This is a genomic window from Cryptocyanus atlanticus LEGE 06306, from assembly GCF_056633155.1.
This window is the reverse complement of record NZ_JBSJOZ010000002.1, coordinates 147315-163826: the sequence shown is the minus strand read 5'-3', so window position 1 is coordinate 163826 and position 16512 is coordinate 147315. Positions and strand designations below refer to the sequence as shown.

18 protein-coding genes and 1 tRNA gene are annotated in these 16512 nt (G+C 71.9%); 8 read left to right on the top strand and 11 right to left on the bottom strand.

All coding sequences use genetic code 11. The annotated features are described in order from the left end of the window. Window positions 1–236: 236 nt before the first annotated feature. On the top strand, window positions 237–1694 hold the full coding sequence (locus tag ACWJI7_RS03505; protein WP_479935403.1) for a hypothetical protein: 1458 nt from the start codon (window positions 237–239) through the stop codon (window positions 1692–1694). Continuing rightward, on the top strand, window positions 1691–3466 hold the full coding sequence (gene cobJ, locus ACWJI7_RS03500; RefSeq protein WP_479935401.1) for a precorrin-3B C(17)-methyltransferase: 1776 nt from the start codon (window positions 1691–1693) through the stop codon (window positions 3464–3466). Before ACWJI7_RS03505 ends, cobJ begins: the two co-directional genes overlap by 4 nt. A gap of 7 nt (window positions 3467–3473) precedes the next feature. On the opposite strand, the gene ACWJI7_RS03495 is transcribed toward cobJ, so the two are convergent. Continuing rightward, window positions 3474–3547, bottom strand: a tRNA-Pro gene (locus ACWJI7_RS03495). Between the two features lie 83 nt (window positions 3548–3630). On the opposite strand from ACWJI7_RS03495, the gene lipA reads away from it, so the two are divergent. Continuing rightward, on the top strand, window positions 3631–4515 hold the full coding sequence (gene lipA / locus ACWJI7_RS03490) for a lipoyl synthase (protein WP_479935399.1): 885 nt from the start codon (window positions 3631–3633) through the stop codon (window positions 4513–4515). Between the two features lie 150 nt (window positions 4516–4665). Further along, a complete protein-coding gene (locus ACWJI7_RS03485; RefSeq protein WP_479935397.1) occupies window positions 4666–5295 on the top strand; it encodes a hypothetical protein in 630 nt (209 codons plus the stop codon). 35 nt (window positions 5296–5330) lie between these two features. Here ACWJI7_RS03485 and ACWJI7_RS03480 read toward each other — a convergent pair whose 3' ends face one another. The 3 genes from ACWJI7_RS03480 to ACWJI7_RS03470 all read right to left on the bottom strand — a co-directional run bounded on the left by ACWJI7_RS03480 (window position 5331) and on the right by ACWJI7_RS03470 (window position 7813). Then, window positions 5331–6419: an RluA family pseudouridine synthase gene (locus ACWJI7_RS03480; RefSeq protein ID WP_479935396.1), complete on the bottom strand. Its 1089-nt coding sequence runs from the start codon at window positions 6417–6419 to the stop codon at window positions 5331–5333. Then, window positions 6412–7182, bottom strand: coding sequence for a response regulator transcription factor (locus tag ACWJI7_RS03475; RefSeq protein ID WP_479935394.1), 771 nt, complete (start codon window positions 7180–7182; stop codon window positions 6412–6414). The genes ACWJI7_RS03480 and ACWJI7_RS03475 overlap by 8 nt, the downstream gene beginning before the upstream one ends. 67 nt (window positions 7183–7249) lie before the next feature. Continuing rightward, window positions 7250–7813 carry a hypothetical protein gene (locus tag ACWJI7_RS03470; RefSeq protein ID WP_479935393.1) on the bottom strand — a complete coding sequence of 188 codons (564 nt, stop codon included), beginning with the start codon at window positions 7811–7813 and terminating at the stop codon, window positions 7250–7252. A 30-nt stretch (window positions 7814–7843) separates the two neighbouring features. Here ACWJI7_RS03470 and ACWJI7_RS03465 point away from each other — a divergent pair, with 30 nt between their 5' ends. Then, on the top strand, window positions 7844–8986 hold the full coding sequence (locus ACWJI7_RS03465) for a cysteine desulfurase family protein (RefSeq protein WP_479935392.1): 1143 nt from the start codon (window positions 7844–7846) through the stop codon (window positions 8984–8986). On the opposite strand, the gene ACWJI7_RS03460 is transcribed toward ACWJI7_RS03465, so the two are convergent. Further along, the gene (locus ACWJI7_RS03460) at window positions 8955–9500 is read right to left on the bottom strand and encodes a DUF456 family protein (RefSeq protein ID WP_479935391.1); all 546 of its coding nucleotides are present in this window, start codon (window positions 9498–9500) and stop codon (window positions 8955–8957) included. The genes ACWJI7_RS03465 and ACWJI7_RS03460 overlap by 32 nt on opposite strands. A gap of 4 nt (window positions 9501–9504) precedes the next feature. After that, entirely contained in the window at window positions 9505–10422 is a 918-nt protein-coding gene (rsmH, locus tag ACWJI7_RS03455) for a 16S rRNA (cytosine(1402)-N(4))-methyltransferase RsmH (RefSeq protein WP_479935389.1), read from the bottom strand. Between the two features lie 46 nt (window positions 10423–10468). On the opposite strand from rsmH, the gene ACWJI7_RS03450 reads away from it, so the two are divergent. Then, the gene (locus tag ACWJI7_RS03450) at window positions 10469–11653 is read left to right on the top strand and encodes an NAD(P)H-quinone oxidoreductase subunit H (protein ID WP_479935388.1); all 1185 of its coding nucleotides are present in this window, start codon (window positions 10469–10471) and stop codon (window positions 11651–11653) included. A 13-nt stretch (window positions 11654–11666) separates the two neighbouring features. Then, window positions 11667–12110: a DUF2752 domain-containing protein gene (locus ACWJI7_RS03445; protein ID WP_479935387.1), complete on the top strand. Its 444-nt coding sequence runs from the start codon at window positions 11667–11669 to the stop codon at window positions 12108–12110. On the opposite strand, the gene ACWJI7_RS03440 is transcribed toward ACWJI7_RS03445, so the two are convergent. Then, window positions 12103–12780 carry a hypothetical protein gene (locus tag ACWJI7_RS03440; protein WP_479935628.1) on the bottom strand — a complete coding sequence of 226 codons (678 nt, stop codon included), beginning with the start codon at window positions 12778–12780 and terminating at the stop codon, window positions 12103–12105. The two genes, ACWJI7_RS03445 and ACWJI7_RS03440, sit on opposite strands and share 8 nt — an antisense overlap. 140 nt (window positions 12781–12920) lie before the next feature. On the opposite strand from ACWJI7_RS03440, the gene ACWJI7_RS03435 reads away from it, so the two are divergent. Further along, a complete protein-coding gene (locus ACWJI7_RS03435) occupies window positions 12921–13397 on the top strand; it encodes an acyl-CoA thioesterase (RefSeq protein ID WP_479935385.1) in 477 nt (158 codons plus the stop codon). Between the two features lie 135 nt (window positions 13398–13532). On the opposite strand, the gene ACWJI7_RS03430 is transcribed toward ACWJI7_RS03435, so the two are convergent. The 4 genes from ACWJI7_RS03430 to ACWJI7_RS03415 all read right to left on the bottom strand — a co-directional run bounded on the left by ACWJI7_RS03430 (window position 13533) and on the right by ACWJI7_RS03415 (window position 16486). Further along, on the bottom strand, window positions 13533–13772 hold the full coding sequence (locus tag ACWJI7_RS03430; RefSeq protein ID WP_479935384.1) for a TM2 domain-containing protein: 240 nt from the start codon (window positions 13770–13772) through the stop codon (window positions 13533–13535). A 105-nt stretch (window positions 13773–13877) separates the two neighbouring features. Then, the gene (locus tag ACWJI7_RS03425) at window positions 13878–15131 is read right to left on the bottom strand and encodes an AMP-binding protein (RefSeq protein ID WP_479935382.1); all 1254 of its coding nucleotides are present in this window, start codon (window positions 15129–15131) and stop codon (window positions 13878–13880) included. 18 nt (window positions 15132–15149) lie between these two features. Further along, a complete protein-coding gene (locus ACWJI7_RS03420; RefSeq protein ID WP_479935381.1) occupies window positions 15150–15455 on the bottom strand; it encodes a hypothetical protein in 306 nt (101 codons plus the stop codon). Beyond that, entirely contained in the window at window positions 15452–16486 is a 1035-nt protein-coding gene (locus tag ACWJI7_RS03415) for an enolase C-terminal domain-like protein (protein WP_479935379.1), read from the bottom strand. Before ACWJI7_RS03415 ends, ACWJI7_RS03420 begins: the two co-directional genes overlap by 4 nt. Window positions 16487–16512: the final 26 nt, after the last annotated feature.

Genomic DNA, 16512 nt, shown 5'->3' with positions numbered 1-16512 from the left:
TAGGGGCCAGTTTCAAGCCCCTTGGGCGGTCAGTAACAAAGGTTCAATCCAGCGGTTCTCCTGTCTGGGACAGGGCTCTGCCAGGGGGTACCTAACACTCACTCAGCTTGTTGTAGCGAGCTTGCTTTATCCAAACCTCCAGCAATCATGGCTGGTGTTCGGATTTACTTTGTGGTCTCGACGCACCGATCAGCAGAATGCGGAGCTGGGCCTCACTCATCAGGGGAGCGATTTGCATGCGGGCGGCCGGGCTTCGGGGGCTGGGAGTACTGCTGCTCTCTCTGACGGTGATGCTGAGCGGGGGCTGGAGCCTGCGGCCCGCCGCGACGGACGGAGGAATCGATCCTGCCGGCGTCGGGGGCTCCCTGCAGGAGGTGGCCCCGCCCGGAGGCGTGCGGCAGCTGCGGCAACAGCTGGAGCGGCATCAGCCGCGGCTGCGGATTCTCTCCCCGGCCGACGGGTCCCTCCTGCCGGCGGGCCCCTGGTCTCTGGTGGTGGAGCTGGAGGACTGGCCCCTGGCGGACGGGGGAACGCTGGGGCTGGGGCCCCATCTGGTGGTCCAGATCGACGGGGCGCCCCCGCTGCGGCTGGCCCAACGTCCTCCGGACCAGCCGCGGCGGATCGAGCTGCCGATGGAGCCGCTGAGCCCGGGCAGCCACCGGCTGACGGCCTATGCGGCACGCCCATGGGGGGAAGCCGTCAAGGATCACGCCGCCTGGCAGCAGATCCGCCTGCACCGGGTCAGCGCCAACCCCCTGACCCAGCCGGCGGCGGGAACCCCCCAGCTGATCAGCGCCACCCCCACCGACCTGATCCAGGCTGAACCGGTGCTGATCGACTGGCTGCTGGTGGATGCCCCCCTCCAGCATCTCGGCGACGAACCGCCCCGCTGGCGCCTGCGGATCAGCCTCAACGGCGACAGCGTGCTGGTGGACGAGCAGACTCCCCTCTGGCTGACGGGGCTACGGCGCGGCAGCAACGCGCTGCAGCTGGACCTGCTGGATGGCCTGGGCGAGCCTCTCAATCCCCCCTTCAACAGCCTGGTTCAGGAGATCGAGCTGATCCCCGGCGCCGCCCGGGTCTGGCAGGCGGCGAGTCTGTCGGCGGACAACCGGGACCGGTTGCTGGGACGGATCCCCGTGGGGGGGGAAGCGCCGCCGGGGATGGAGCCCTCGAGCGAGGTCAGCGGCGAAACGGAGACGGAGGGGGAATCGGATGGCCCTCCGGAGGCCGGCAGCGGCGGCGGTGGCGAGGGGGATGGGGAGGTGACCGCGCCAAACCCGATCCTTCCCGTCGATCCGGGCGCGGAACCGGTCAGGGAGCCCGAGCCCGAGACAGGGGGGGAGGCGAAGACGGAGACGGCGGCGGAGATGGAGGCGGAGGTTGTGGCAGAACCCGGGTCGGTGGCCGGCCAGGTCCGCGAGGGCAGCCGGGACGACGCTCCTGACTCGGCGCTCGACGCGGTGCCTGAGCCCGTGGGGGCGATGACGCCCCAGGCGCCGACGGTTCCCCGCCAGGGGACGGAAGTCGAGGAGAATGCGCCCGAGGTGGAGAGGAGCCGGGCTGGGGAGAGCCTCCTGGAGGGGAGCCGGGCCGAGGCCCTGGCTTCCCCTGGCCCTGCCGGAGACGGGGCGCCGATCGACGGGTCGTCGACCCGTGCCCTGAACGGGCTGCGTGCCAGGTTCGGACGATGAATGACTCCCGTGCCTGGGGGCTGGGGCTGAGCCCGGCCGGTCTACCCGTGCTGGAGCGTCTGCGGCAGGCCGGTCTGCTGCAGGGGGTGGCGCCCGGCGGCACCCCGGCCGGAGCATTCCTCGCCCAGCACTGGGACCGGGGCGGTGCCTTCGTGGTGGCGGGGGCCTGTGGGGCGATCACGCGGCTGGTGGCACCGCTGCTGACCGGCAAGCTGGTCGATCCAGCCGTGGTGGCGGTGGATCCGGCGGGTCGCTTCGCCGTCCCCCTCCTCGGTGGTCACGTCGCCGGGGCCGAGCGGCTGAGCCTGGAGGTGGCCGCGGTACTGGGGGGAGAAGCGGTGCTCACCGGCGCCAGCGGCGCCCGGGGCCGCCTGGCCCTGGACCACTTCGGTGACGGCTGGGGCTGGCGGCGTGGCGGCGGCGACTGGGATGCCCTGATGCAGGCCGCAGCCAGGGATGAACCGATCGACGTTCGGCAGGAGAGCGGTAGTGAGCTCTGGCGTGAGCTGGACGCGGCCCGGGCCTTGCCGGCGCCGGCAGCGGACCGGGCCGCGCAGGCGGCTCTGCTGATCAGCCATCGGTTGGGGGACGGCTGTCGCTGGCACCCCCCCATCCTCTGGCTGGGGCTCGGCTGTGAGCGGCACACCAGCCTCAGCCTGCTGGAGCGGGGTGTGGAGCGGACCCTGGCCGAACGGGGGCTCGCCGCCGCCGCCGTGGCCGGTCTGGCCAGCGCGGAGCGCAAGGGCGATGAGCCGGCCCTGCTCGCGCTGGCGGAACGCCGGGGCTGGCCGTTGCGGCTGTTCAGCGCCCGGGACCTGGCGGCTGTGGCAGTCCCGACGCCCTCGGCCGCGGTCCTGAGGGAGATGGGCACGGCCAGCGTGGCGGAGGCCGCAGCGCTGCTGGCGAGCGGCCCCGGGGGCTCCCTGCTGGTGAACAAGCGGATCGAGCGCGCCGGCGAGGGGGAACTCGGCGCGGCCACCCTGGCCGTGGGTTTGGCCCGAGCCCAGTGGGCGCCGGACCGGGGAGCGCTCCATCTGGTGGGCAGCGGGCCGGGCCGGCTGGATCTGCTCACCCCCGATGCCCGGAAGGCCCTGGCGGACAGCAGCGTCTGGGTGGGCTACGGGCTGTATCTGGATCTGCTGGAGCCGCTGCGACGGCCCGATCAGCTGCGCCGTGACGGCCGCCTCACCGAGGAGAGCGACCGCTGCCGAGTGGCGATCGAGCTCGCTGCGGCCGGGCTCAGCGTGTCGCTCGTCTCCTCCGGAGACAGTGGCATCTACGGCATGGCCGGCCTGGCCCTGGAGCAATGGCTCGACCTCGCCCCGGTCCTGCGGCCCGCCTTCACGGTCCACCCCGGCATTTCAGCTCTCCAGCTGGCGGCCGCCATGGTAGGGGCCCCGCTGATGCACGACCTCTGCACGATCAGCCTCAGTGATCGCCTCACGCCCTGGGACACGATCGAGCGGCGCCTGCGGGCTGCCAGCAGCGGCGATTTCGTGGTGGCGCTGTACAACCCGCGCTCCCAGGGCCGGGACTGGCAGCTGGGACGGGCCTGTGAGCTGCTGCTGGAGGGGCGGCCCGCCGACACACCCGTGGTGGTGGCACGCCAGCTGGGGCGAGCGGAGGAACGGGTGCGGCTGCACCGGCTGGCCGATCTGCCCCTGGAGGAGGTCGACATGCTCAGCCTGGTGCTGGTGGGCAACAGCACCACGCGGGCGGTGGAGGGTCGGGTGGTGACGCCCCGGGGTTACCCCGGGGCGTTGCTGAGCTGAGCGGCGATCGGGATGACAGGATTCGAACCTGCGGCCCCTTCGTCCCGAACGAAGTGCGCTACCAAGCTGCGCTACATCCCGCCAGATGGGAGTTTAGGGGATGGCCGTCTCCTCGTCCGGGCGGCAGGGGGTTTCTAGAGTCCGGTTCCAGCCGCCCCGCCACGATGGCCCCGGACGCCAGGCTCAAACCCGACTGGTTGCGGGTCAAGGCGCCCCAGCGGGAGCGGATCGGCGCCGTCGCCGACCTGCTGGTGGATCTGAAGCTCAACACCGTCTGCCAGGAGGCGAGCTGTCCCAACATCGGCGAATGCTTCGCCGGAGGCACCGCCACCTTTCTGATCATGGGGCCGGGCTGCACCCGGGCCTGCCCCTATTGCGACATCGACTTTGACCGCAGCATGCGGCCCCTCGACGCCAGCGAGCCGGCCCGCCTGGGGGAGGCGGTGGCCCGCCTGGGGCTCTCCCACGTGGTGATCACCTCGGTGAACCGCGATGACCTCGAAGATGGGGGAGCCAGCCAGTTCGTGGCCTGCATGGAGGAGGTGCGGCGTCGCTCCGCCGGCACCACAATCGAGCTGCTGATCCCGGACCTCTGCGGCAACTGGGACTCCCTGGCCGTCGTGATGGCCGGGGCGCCGGAGGTGCTCAACCACAACATCGAAACGGTGCCGCGGCTGTACCGGCAGGTGCGCCCCCAGGGCCTCTACCCGCGCTCGCTGGACCTGCTGCGCCGGGTCCACGAGCTCTGGCCGCGGACCTACACCAAATCGGGGCTCATGGTAGGTCTGGGCGAGACCGATGCCGAAGTCCTGGAGGTGATGGCGGATCTGCGCGCCCAGGCCGTCGACATCGTGACGATCGGTCAGTACCTCTCCCCCGGAGCGAAGCATCTGGCCGTCCAGCGCTTCGTGCCCCCGGACCGGTTCGATCACTACCGCCGCGAGGGCGAAGAGCGGCTGGGCTTCCTCCAGGTCGTCAGCTCCCCGCTCACCCGCAGCAGCTACCACGCCGGAGAGGTGCGGCGGCTGATGCGCACCCATCCGCGCTGAACCCAGCTCCCCCGCCCCGTCGCCTGGCTCGATCCGACTCCTCGGACCGTCGAAGGCGCATCCGGTCACATGTCCCACCGCGCCGGACATATCTCGGGCATCCGCAGGCGGGACACTGAAGCTTCCACAACCGGTTTCGGAGTTCTTCCGATGAAACCCCTCCTGCTGTCCCTGGCCACCCTGGGAGCCACCGCTCTTCTCATTCCTGTGGCCTCCGTTCCCGCCAGGGCCGACACCACCTTCACTGGGCGCGGCGACCGCACCATCACCCGCTCGGCCCGGCGCCAGCCCGGGGTCACCAACGCCCGCTGGACCGATCGGCAGGGCCGCACCTACACCCAGTCCTCCACCTACGGCGGCGGTGAAGGCAACACCACGATCACCGGTCCCGGCGGCCGCACCGTCACCCGCTCCGCCGACCGCAGCCGGAGGGGCACCGAAGTCGAGTGGACTGACCGGCAAGGGCGCACCTACACCCAGTCCTCCACCTACGGCGGCGGTGAAGGCAACACCACGATCACCGGTCCCGGCGGCCGCACCGTCACCCGCTCCGCCGACCGCAGCCGGAGGGGCACCGAAGTCGAGTGGACTGACCGGCAAGGGCGCACCACCTCCCGGGAAACCACCTACGGCCGGGGTGGAAACACCACGATCATCACTGGCCCCGGCGGGCGCTCCACCCAGCGTGTCGTCAAGCGCCAACCCGGCTCCACCCAGATCGGCTGGACCGGCCAGTCGCGCCGCAGCCACAGCCGGAACTCCACCTGGTCAGGCTGGTGAGCGGCTCCCGGCTGGTCCTCAGGCGCTGACCAGCGTCAGGCGTCGAACGGCCGACGGCGCAGCTCTTCCGGGCATGGGGCCTCGAGCTCCAGCTCCCCTCCATCGGGGAGGGGCAGCCTGAGCCGATGGGCGTGGAGGCGATACCCCCCGTCTCCGGGCAGGCGGCCCGGATGGGCATCGCCACCCGGCAGGAAGAGTGGGTCCCCCAGCAACGGGGCCCCGACACTGGCCAGATGGATCCGGATCTGATGGGGACGGCCCGTCCCGATCGTCACGGCCACCAGGCTGGAGTCGGCACGCCGCTCCAGCAGGGTGAGCCGGCTGATCGCCGCCAGGGGCCGGTCTGCGGCCTCGGGCTCCGAGGCCGCCCAGATCCGGCCCAGGAGCGGATGGGGGCGCCGGCCGATCGGAGTGGTGATCTCCAGGCTCTCCCCCGGGGCCAGCGCGAGCGGCAACGGAGCCGTCAGGGCCCGATAGGTCTTGCGGCCGCTCAGGTGAGGTTCGTCTGGCCGGCTCCCCTCCCCCGGGGGCGAGCGGCTCACGCCCCCGGCCCCACCCAGGGAAGCCGCCGTGCTCTCCCGCAGCAGGGCGCTCAACCAGGAACGCATCCCCGCCGTGCGGGCGCAGACCAGCAGGCCGGAGGTGTGGCGACCGAGCCGGTGAACCGGTCGCGGCACGCCGCCATGGACCGGCTCCCCACCGGGGCCCTCCAGGACCCGGCGCTCCAGCAGTCTCAGCACGGTGTGCTCCAGCCAGCCACCGCCGGGCAGAACCGGCAGACCGCTGGGCTTGTCAATCACGTGGAGGTCGCCATCGTCGAACACGACCCGCCACGTTCCCGGCACAGCCTCCTCCCGCCAGGGGGGGCGATGCCAGGTCAACCGGTCACCCACGCCCAGGGCCCCATCGGCCCGGAGCCCCTCGCCGTTGCGGCGGATCTCGCCGGCCTCGAGACGCCGCCTCCACGCCTCCCGATCGGAATGCCGGTAGCGGCGGGCATAGAACGCGCTCGGCTCGAGGGCGTGATCGTCCGGGCCGACCCTGTCGCGGTAGATCCAGCCGCCGTTGAGGGCCTCCGGCAACCAGCCCGGCGGGCCGGAGGATCCGGGCGGAGCGCTAGACAACCAGGCCGTTCTCGAGGGCATAGCGCACCAACTCGGTGCGGCTGGTGGTGCCGGTCTTGGTGAACAGGCGGCTGACGTACTTCTCGACGTTGCGGATCGAGGTCTCCAGCCGCCGGGCGATCTCCTTATTCATCAGCCCCTCCGCCACCAGCTGAAGCACGCTGGCCTCCCGCGGGGTGAAGCTGTGCCGCTCCGGACCAGCCGGCTTGCGGCTGCCGGTCTGCTGCAGCAGGGAGCGGATCTCGGTGATCTGCCTGGCCATCTGGCCGATGTCGGCGTCGGCGTAGCGGGCCGCCTCGGCCAGCAGCCGCTCCTGGCGCCGCACCACATTGCGGACCCGCGCCACCAGTTCGTCGGGGTCGAAGGGTTTGGGGATGTAGTCGTCAACGCCGGCCTGGAATCCCTCGATCCGGTCGGCGGTCATGCCCTTGGCCGTGAGGAAGATCACCGGGGTGCCGCCCAGCCGCTCGTCGGCTCTCAGGCGCTTGAGCAGGCCGTAGCCATCCAGGCGGGGCATCATCACGTCGCTGATCACCAGGTCGGGGATCAGCTCCTGGGCCGCCGTCCAGCCCTCCTCGCCGTCGTTGGCGGTGCGGACGTCGAATCCCTCGTCCTCGAGATAGGCCTGAACGGCGGAGCGCAGGCCCGGCTCATCATCGACGAGCAGCAGGCGGGCCGGCGCCGGCACCGCGGCCTGCTCCTGCTCCTGCTCCTGCTCGGCAAGGTCCCCCTGCGGCACGGGGGCTGGCACGTCCTGACTCATGGACCGGTTTCCGATGCGGGAAATCTATCCAGGTCACCGCCGACCCTCGCCCCGGGCGGCGGGAGGGTCACTGCGCGCCGGCGGGAACCACCTGCTCGCGCTCGACCCGGTTGCCGCCATAACCGAGCTCGCGGGCCAGGTCCCGCAGCTCGGAGGGCTCCCTGCCCGCCTGCTCCGGGAAGCAGGCGGCCCACCAGATCAGATGATCGAGCCGGTTGGCGATGGAGATGGCGCCACCCGGATTGAGCTCCCTGAGAATCAGGTTGCGGCCATCGTTGGTGACCCGCATCGCCCCTGTGGGGGAGCACTGGATCGTCTCGGAGCGCACCGTCACATCGTTGGGCAGTTCCTCCCACACCTTGATCCGCCGCAGCCCGGGCTGGCTGGGATCCTGGGTGACGGCAAAGACACCGAGGGCCTGCTTGCCCCCGACGATCTCCCGCTCGAGCAACAAGGCCATCCCGGCCGGCCGGTTCTGATCGGGTCGGCGGATCACCCCCTGGGAGCGGCTCTGGGCCTCGGCCGCAGGGGCCACGAGCAGGCAGGCCATCAGGGCCGCCCACGGGCCCAGGGGACCACGGATCGAGGGCGTGGCCATCGGCAGGAGGGTGGCGGCGGGCCTTGCCAGCATGGAACGGTTCGTGAGCGATGGAAAGGCCGGATGGCCCCCGCCTACCTCGACCACCAGGCGACCACCCCCTGCGACCCGGCCGTGATCGCGGCGATGGCGCCCTACTGGAGCGAGGGGTTCGCCAACCCCGCCAGCCGCTCGCACCGGCCCGGCCTGGAGGCGGCCGTCGCGGTGGAACAGGCCCGCTCCGCTGTGGCGGCCAGCCTGGGCGTGCGGCCGGATCAACTGGTGTTCACCAGCGGAGCCACCGAGGCCAACAACCTGGCCCTCAAGGGGCTGGCGGAAGCGCGCCTGGCGCGAGGCCGGCACCTGGTGACCGTGGCCACGGAGCACCGGGCCGTGCTGGATCCGCTGCGGTACCTGGAGCGGCATGGCTTTGAGCTCACGGTGCTGCCGGTGGAGGCCGACGGACGGCTGGATCCGGGGCGGCTGGAGGCGGCCCTGCGCCCCGACACCGTGCTGGCGAGCGTGATGGCGGCCAACAACGAAATCGGAGTGCTGCAGCCGCTGGCGGCCATCGGGGCACTCTGCCGCCGCCACGGCGTCCCCCTGCACTGCGATGGTGCCCAGGCCTTCGGGCATCTGGAGCTGCGGCCCCTGGACCTGGGCGTGGATCTGTTCAGCCTCAGCGGTCACAAGCTCTACGGGCCCAAGGGCATCGGCGCCCTGGTGCTGGCGGATGGGGTACGGCCGGAGGCCCAGCAGCACGGCGGCGGCCAGGAGGGGGAGTTGCGGGCCGGCACCCTGGCGGTGCCGCTGATCGTGGGCCTGGCCGCCGCCGCCAGGCTGGCGGCGGCCGATCTGGAGGCGCGCCGCCGGCGCCTGGGCGGCCTGCGGGACCGCCTGCTGGAGCAGGTGCTGGCGCTGGGGGGCGTGCGGGTCAACGGCAGCCTCGAGCATCGCCTCGCCCACAACCTCAACCTCAGCTTCGACGGCCTGGACGGGCCGGCCCTGCTGCGGGCCCTGCGCCCACACCTGGCGGTAAGCAGCGGCTCGGCCTGCAGCAGCGGCAGTCCCTCCCACGTGCTGGCCGCCCTGGGCCGCAGCCGCACCGAGGCGGCCGCCTCGATCCGCTTCGGCCTCGGCCGGGGCACCACCGCCGCGGAGATCGATCAGGCCGTGGCCCGCATCACCGAGGCCGTCACCAGCCTGCGGCGGGCAGCACCCGGCTGAGCAGCACGAAACCCAGCACCCCCGCCAGGGCCAGCAGCAGCTGGGCGAGACGGCTTACCAGCATCCCCACCACCACTGCCAGGCCCACCAGCAGGGCCTGGCGCAGCCGCGCCAGGCCCTGCGGACCCGAGGCCCCCAGCAGCTCCCCGATCGCCGCCCCCAGCAGCGGCCCGACCAGCGCTCCGAGCAGGGGCCCGCCCACCGGCAGCGCCGGCAGCAGCCCCAGCAGACCCACGAGCAGACCCAGGCCGGCCCCGACATAGGCCCAGCGGGTGGCCTGCAACCGCGCCGGGCCCAGCACCAGGGCAAGGGCGTCGGAGCCCCAGCCCAGCATCAGGACGAGCACGGCCAGCACCAGCTCCGGCCAGGCCGCCCCCCAGCCGGCGCCCGCCCCCCACAGCGCCGCCCCGAGCGGCAGGAACACCAGTCCCGGAAGCACCGGCAGCAGGGTGCCGGGGATGGCAAGCAGCTGCACCCCCAGGGCCAGCCACCAGATGGTCTCCAGCTGGCTCATCGGGTCAGGTCGATCCCACGGGGGCGGGGGAGGGTTGGCGCCGCCGGGCCAGTCTGAGCTTGGCCGAACGGCTGCGGGGATTGCTCTCCTGCTCCGCTGCGTCAGCCACCAGAGGTTTGCGGCTGAGGCGCTCCAGGCGCGGGTCGGCGGCGAAGGCGACCTTCACCCGCCGGTCTTCGAGGGAATGGAAGCTGATCAGCGCCAGCAGCCCCCCGGGTTCCAGCCATTCGGGGGCAAGCCGCAGCAGGCGATCGAGCGCCCCCAGCTCATCGTTGACCGCGATGCGCAGGGCCTGAAAGGTCCGGGTGGCCGCGTGGACGCGACCATGGCGGGTCTTGGGGGGGTAGCAACCGGCCACCAGGTAGGCCAGATCGGTGGTGCCGCGCCCGGAGCCCGCCCCGCCGGCCGGACTCCAGGGCCGACGCTCCACGATCCGGCGGGCGATCCGCCGCGAGAGTCGCTCCTCACCGAAGGCATAGATCAGATCGGCCAGCTCCTTCTCCGGCAGCCGGTCGATCAATTCGGCGGCGCTCTCCCCGCTGGTGGGGTTCATGCGCATGTCCAGCGGGCCCTCGGCACGGAAGCTGAAGCCGCGCTCGGCCCCATCAAGCTGGGGGCTGCTCACCCCCAGATCGGCCAGCACCCCCGCCAGGGGCTGGGGCGGGCGGAAGTCGGCAAAGTTGCCGGCCCGCAGCGTGACCCGTTCGCCGAAGGGGGCGAGACGCACGCGGGCCGCTTCAAGCGCGGCGGGATCCCGATCCAGCCCGACCAGGCGCAGCCCCGGGTGGGCCTCCAGCAGCAGGGCGCTGTGGCCGCCGCCGCCCACGGTGGCGTCCAGCAGCAGACCCGTGGCCGGCAGGGCCTGGAACGCCGCCAGCACGGGGGCGGCCAGCACGGGGTGGTGGAGGAACATCTGCGGCATGCCGTCCTTCCTAAGATCCGGGCGTTCGCCCGACCGGCACGGCTCCATGACCCAGCTCGAGACGCGCACCGAGCCGATGGTGGTCAACTTCGGCCCCCATCACCCCTCGATGCATGGGGTGCTGCGGCTGGTGGTGACCCTCGACGGCGAGGACGTGGTGGACTGCGAGCCAGTGATCGGCTACCTCCATCGCGGCATGGAGAAGATCGCCGAGAACCGCACGAACGTGATGTTCGTGCCCTATGTGAGCCGCTGGGACTACGCCGCCGGCATGTTCAACGAGGCGATCACGGTGAACGCCCCCGAGAAACTGGCCAGCATCCAGGTACCGAAGCGGGCCAGCCACATCCGGGTGCTGATGCTGGAGCTCAACCGCATCGCCAACCACCTGCTCTGGCTGGGCCCCTTCCTGGCTGACGTGGGCGCCCAGACCCCCTTCTTCTACATCTTTCGAGAGCGGGAGATGATCTACGACTTGTGGGAAGCGGCCACCGGCCAACGGCTGATCAACAACAACTACTTTCGAATCGGTGGCGTGGCAGCTGATCTGCCCTACGGCTGGCTGGAGAAATGTCTCGATTTCTGTGACTGGTTCGGCCCGAAAATCGATGAATACGAGAAGCTGATCACGAACAACCCGATCTTCAAGCGCCGCATCGAAGGCCTGGGGGTGATCAGCCGTGAAATGGCCATCAACTGGAGTCTCTCCGGGCCGATGCTGCGCGCCTCCGGAGTGCCCTGGGACCTGCGCAAGGTCGATCACTACGAGTGTTACGACGATTTTGAGTGGTCTGTGGCCTGGGAGAAGGAGGGCGATTGCTACGCCCGTTACCGGGTGCGGATCGAGGAGATGCGCCAGTCGCTGAAGATCCTGCGCCAGGCCTGCCGAGCGATCCCCGGCGGCCCCACCGAGAATCTGGAGGCGAAGCGGATGGCCGAAGGCCGCAAGAGCGAGTGGTTCGGTTTCGACTATCAATACGTGGCCAAGAAAGTAGCCCCCACTTTCAAGATTCCCGGAGGGGAGCTCTATGCCCGCGTGGAATCCGGAAAAGGTGAATTGGGCGTGTTCATCATGGGCAACGATGACGTCACCCCCTGGCGCTGGAAGATCCGGGCTGCCGACTTCAACAACCTGCAGATCCTTCCCCACATCCTCACCGGGGCGAAGGTGGCTGACATCATGGCGATCCTTGGCTCGATCGACGTGATCATGGGCTCGGTGGATCGCTGATTCCTCCCGTCCCGTGAGCAGGGCCGTGCCCGCTCGGCGCCGAGGCCACCTCTGGATGGAGCAGATGCGCCATTCGGGCTATCTCCTGCCGTCCGTGCTCACCGGGTACCTGTGGTGGAAGGGGCGCCACCCGGGCCTGCCGGGTCTGAGCTGTCCGCTGCGGGCCCTCACAGGCATCCCCTGCCCCACCTGCTTCCTCACCCGTTCCACGGCCGAGGCCCTCCAGGGGGATCTGGGACAGGCCTTCGTCCTGCACGCCTTCGGACCGCCGCTGGCGGCGATCCTGCTGATCTGGTCGGTGTGGGCGATCCGCCGGCGGCGGCTGGTGCCCCCAAGGCTGCCCGCCTGGCCCCTGGGCGCGGTGACGCTGGGCCTGCTGGCCTACTGGGGGCTGCGCCTGCTGCTCCAGTTCGGGCTGGGGACCCCGGCGTTTCCCGGACTGGCCGCGATCAGCTGAGCACCCCCTGGTGATAGGCGGAGTTCTGGATGTAGAAGGTGGCCACCGGCACCGCCACCAGGGCCCCCAGCCCACAGGTGCAGACGGACACCACCAGCACGAGTAACCAGGCCAGCAGTTCGATCCCCGCGAAGGAGCGGCCGCGGGGGGAGCGGTAGACCGCCTGGAAGGACGTGCTGAAGGCCTCCTGGATGGGCTGATCGGTGAGAAAAATCTTGTTGACAAAGACCGGCATCACCAGAGCCACGGCGATCCCGGGAAGGATGCACAGCAGGAAGCCGATCGCCGCGACGATCGAGAACAGCACACCGGCCAGGAGATAGCGGAGCGGGCGCTGCAGCAGGGCGCGAAAGGCCTGGTCCGTGGAGATGTTCTCCCCGCTTGCGTAGTGCATGGCAGGCACGGCCACGAAGAGCACGCCGACCAGATTGGAGAGGATCCCGAAGGGCAACTGGGCCAGATTTCCCAGCCCCGCCGCCAGGCTGGAGGCCAGGTCGGCATCGGCCCCGGTCCCGGCCACCTGCAGACCCACCAGGGTGACGAGCAGGGACACCCCGACACCCACCGCCGAGATGACCAGGCTGCTGACCCAGATCAGCAGGATGGTGGGGAGGTGGGCCACGAATGCCGTCCAGGCCTTGTTGATGCTCGGCTGGTCGTAGGCGAACACAGCGGCCAAGGCAGGGGAAGGCGAACTGGTCGGAACGTAATCGGTGCGACCGATGCCAGCAACGCCACCGCAACGGAACGTGCAGCTGGACCCGGTGGCAGCATGGCCTGGCGTCCGCTGACCCGAGGCGGGATCATCCCATGCCACCGCCGTCCGCCCCCCCCTCCGACTGGCTGCGGCTGCAGCGCACGGTGCGCTTCGGTGACACCGATGCCGCCGGGGTGATGCACTTTCACCAGCTCCTGCGCTGGTCCCACGAGGCCTGGGAAGAGAGCCTGGAACGGTTCGGCCTTCCCGCCGGACGGATCTTCCCGACCCCTGCCGGCCCCTCCAGGCCCCCCCTCCCCGTGGCGCTGCCGGTGGTCCACTGCGCCGCGGAGTACCACCAGCCGTTGGTCTGCGGCGATCGGCTGGCGATCGAACTGCATCCACGCCAGCTCGAGGGGGGGGGGTTCGAGGTGTGCTGCGTCTTCCTGTCCCAGGGCCGGAGTGCCGCCTGCGCCACCCTTCGCCATGTGGCCATCAACGCGGAACGCCGAGAGCGGTGCCCGCTGCCGGAGGCCCTGGTGCGCTGGCTGGACGCCTCGCGGCCGGCCGCGGGCCCGGGAGCCGGCTGAGCAGGAGCAGGGTGGCCACCAGGGCGAGGGGATGGAAGCCGTCCTCCACCGCCACCCCGGCCAGGCTGAAACTCACCAGCGCCGCCAGGGCCAGGATCAGCAGCAGGGATGGGGAGCCGGCTGACGGAACCATGCTCAGAACCACTCCTTGCTGGCATCGACGTAGGTGGCCTTGAAGTCGTCCGGGGTGGCCGTGAGGTAGATGATCCCCTCCACAACGCCAATCACTCCCATCACGAAGCTGGCGATGCCGCAGGTCACCACACCCCCGGCCACCGAGACCACCAGCATGATCACGCCGGCACGGGTGGAGCCCAGCACAAATTTGTGGATCCCGAAGGCGCCCAGAAACATGGCCACCAGCCCGGCGGCCATGTTTCTGTTGGCCAGCTCGGCGTCGGAGAGCTCGGTCCTGGGGCAGGCGCAGTGGACCAGCTCTAGCCGGTCGGGATCCGGCCGTCAGCCCATCGGGATCGACCGTCACAGGTCGCGCACCGCCCAGACTCGGCGGAGCCAGTCCCGCCAGCGGGCCCGCTCCCACTTGCCGAGTCCGTTCGGGGCCAGCGGAGGGCAAGGGAGCCAGCCCAGGGGGCGCTGGGCCGGAGGCAGCCGCTGGGCCAGGCGGCGGCAGCGCTCGATCAGGGCGTCGGCGTCGGCGCCGCCATCGTCCGGACGCACCAGGGCCACCAGGCGCTCCCCCCAGAGCGGATCGGGGCGGGGCACCAGCAGCAGATGCCTCAGGGGCAGTCCGTCCTGCCGCGCCCAGCCCAGCAGCCGGGCCTCCACCTGCTCGGGAAACACGGTTTCGCCACCGCTGCTGATCGCCCCGTCCAGCCGGCCGAGAATCTCGAGGCCGCCGGCGGCGAACGCGGCGGCGTCGCCACTGCGCCACCAGCCCCCGGCGCACCCCAGCGGCCGCAGCGCCCCCCCCTGCAGGTGGCCGGGGCTGATCCGGAGGGTGCGCACCAGCAACGCCCCCTGAGCATCGAGGCGCAGCTCCACATCGGGCAGGGCGTCTCCACAGCCCGCCCAGCCCGCCAGGAAGCGCTCCGGTGGCAGGGCCGTCACCATGGCGGCGGTTTCGGTGGCCCCATAGCAGGGTGACAGCCGGATCTCCTCCCGGCGCGCCCGCCGGGCCAGCTCGACCGGCAGGGCCCCGCCGCCGATCCAGACCAGGGCGCAGCCCCGCAACCAGGCCGCCCCCTCAGGGCACGCCAGCAGGCGCTCCAGCTGGGTGGGGACGAGGGAAAGCACCGCCGGGGGACCTTCGGCCAGGGGAAACGCCGCGGCCAGGGCCCGGGGCTGGCGCATCAGCTCGGGTGGCAGCCAGCGCAGCTCGGCGCCCCATTGACGGTGCCGCACCAGGGAGAGCAGTCCGCTGACGTGATGAAGGGGCAGGGGATTCAGCAGCAGGAGGCCGGAGGGATTCAGCCCGATGGATTGCAGCCACTGCCCCGTGGCCCGGGCGGACGCCCCCAGATGGGTGAGCGGCTGCAGGCACCAGCGGCGCCCACCGGCGCTGCCACCGCTGCCCACCACCACACCGGCTCCGCTCAGCGCGGACCCGGCCGGGTCGGCCTCAGCCGGTCCGGCGCCGGTGAGGGCGGAGGCGAGCAGCTCGCGCTCCTGGGGCGCACAGAGTCCCACCAGGGTGTTCTCACCCCAGGCCCGCTCCAGGCGCCGGGCGAGCGCCTCGGCCGGACCATCGCTGGGCAGCAGCAGGGGAGGGGCCATGGCGGAGCGGCGCCGGGCCTAGGCCTGACGGGCGCGGCGGGCGGTGAGTCCCGCCTCCGCCGCGGTTACGGCGGCCAGGAGGAGCAGACCGCCGAGGCCAACCAGCTGGTTGCCCGGATCCAGCTCGGCGCCGGGATCGAAGGCATCCCCCTGACCCAGCACCAGGCCGAGCGCGAACCAGCCGGTGCTCAGCGCCGAGGTGATCCAGTAGGCCCGCCAGCGCCGTTGGTAGATGTACCCCGTGCCCAGGCCAGGTACCACGTTCAGGACGACGGCCACCCAGGGCGCGGAGGCCGCCAGGGTGTCCTGCTTGCTGAAGGTCATGGCGGGGACGGAACGGTGCCCCCCGACTCTGGCGGCAGCGGGCGCCGGGCGGCTGCCGCGGCCCACACCCGCTCCGGATCGGCACTGGCGAGCGCCCCGGCAGCCCCCCAGCCCGGCGCCAGCCCCGGAGCGACGGGGGTGGGCCCCAGTGCCTGGAGAGCGGCGAGATGCTCGATCCAGCGGCGGCCGATCCCGGTTTCGAAGCCGGTGCTGACCATCAGGTGCGGCCGGCCGCCGGTCAGCAGGGCCAGCAGGGGCCGCGGGTCGCCGTCCTGGGAGGGACGCCGCACCTGCCAGCCGCCCCAGCGGCGGCGCAGGGCGGGATCCCGGACCAGCGACTCATCGAGGGCCACCGGCAGCGGCGGCGGCCCGGCGGCGAGGGCGACCAGACCCGGGTGATCCCGGGGATCCAGCGGCTGCTCCAGCCACTCCAGCCGGGCATCGCCGGCGAGCCGCGCCCCCCAGGCCGCGGCCGTGGCCCGGTCCCAGCCGCCGTTGGCGTCCAGCCGCAGACGCGCGCCGCTCGGCAGCCGCGCCAGCAGGTCTTCCAGCACCCGGCGCTCCAGGGCATCTCCGGCCACCGCCACCTTCCACTTGCAGCAGGGGGCCGGCCCGCCGGCAGCGGCTGGGGCGCCTGGGGTGACCGAGGGGCGGGCCCGTTCCAGGGCGGCGATAGCCGCCGCCCCCGCTGGCAGCAGCAGGGCGGCCGGTGGCGGCGCCAGCCAGCCGCCGGCCGCACCCACCAGGCCATCGGCCTCGGCCAGGGCCCCGCCGAGGGCGAAGGCGAGGCAGCCCGGCAGGACCGGCAGGCGGGCCTCCAGGGTGGTTCGATCGCAGGCCGTTCCCAGGGCGGCGATGGCGTTCCCCAGCTCCAAGAGGGCGGCGGGCCCCAGCCGCGGATCAGCGACAAGCGGCGCCGCTTCCCCCCAGCCGATCCGGTCGGGGCCCTCCCCTGGGCCGGGCTCGAGGCGCAGCAACCAGCCCCGTTTCTCCGCCAGCCGGCCCCGGGCGGTGATCAGGGGGTGGGGCAACGCCAGCCGGAACGGCCGCCAATGAA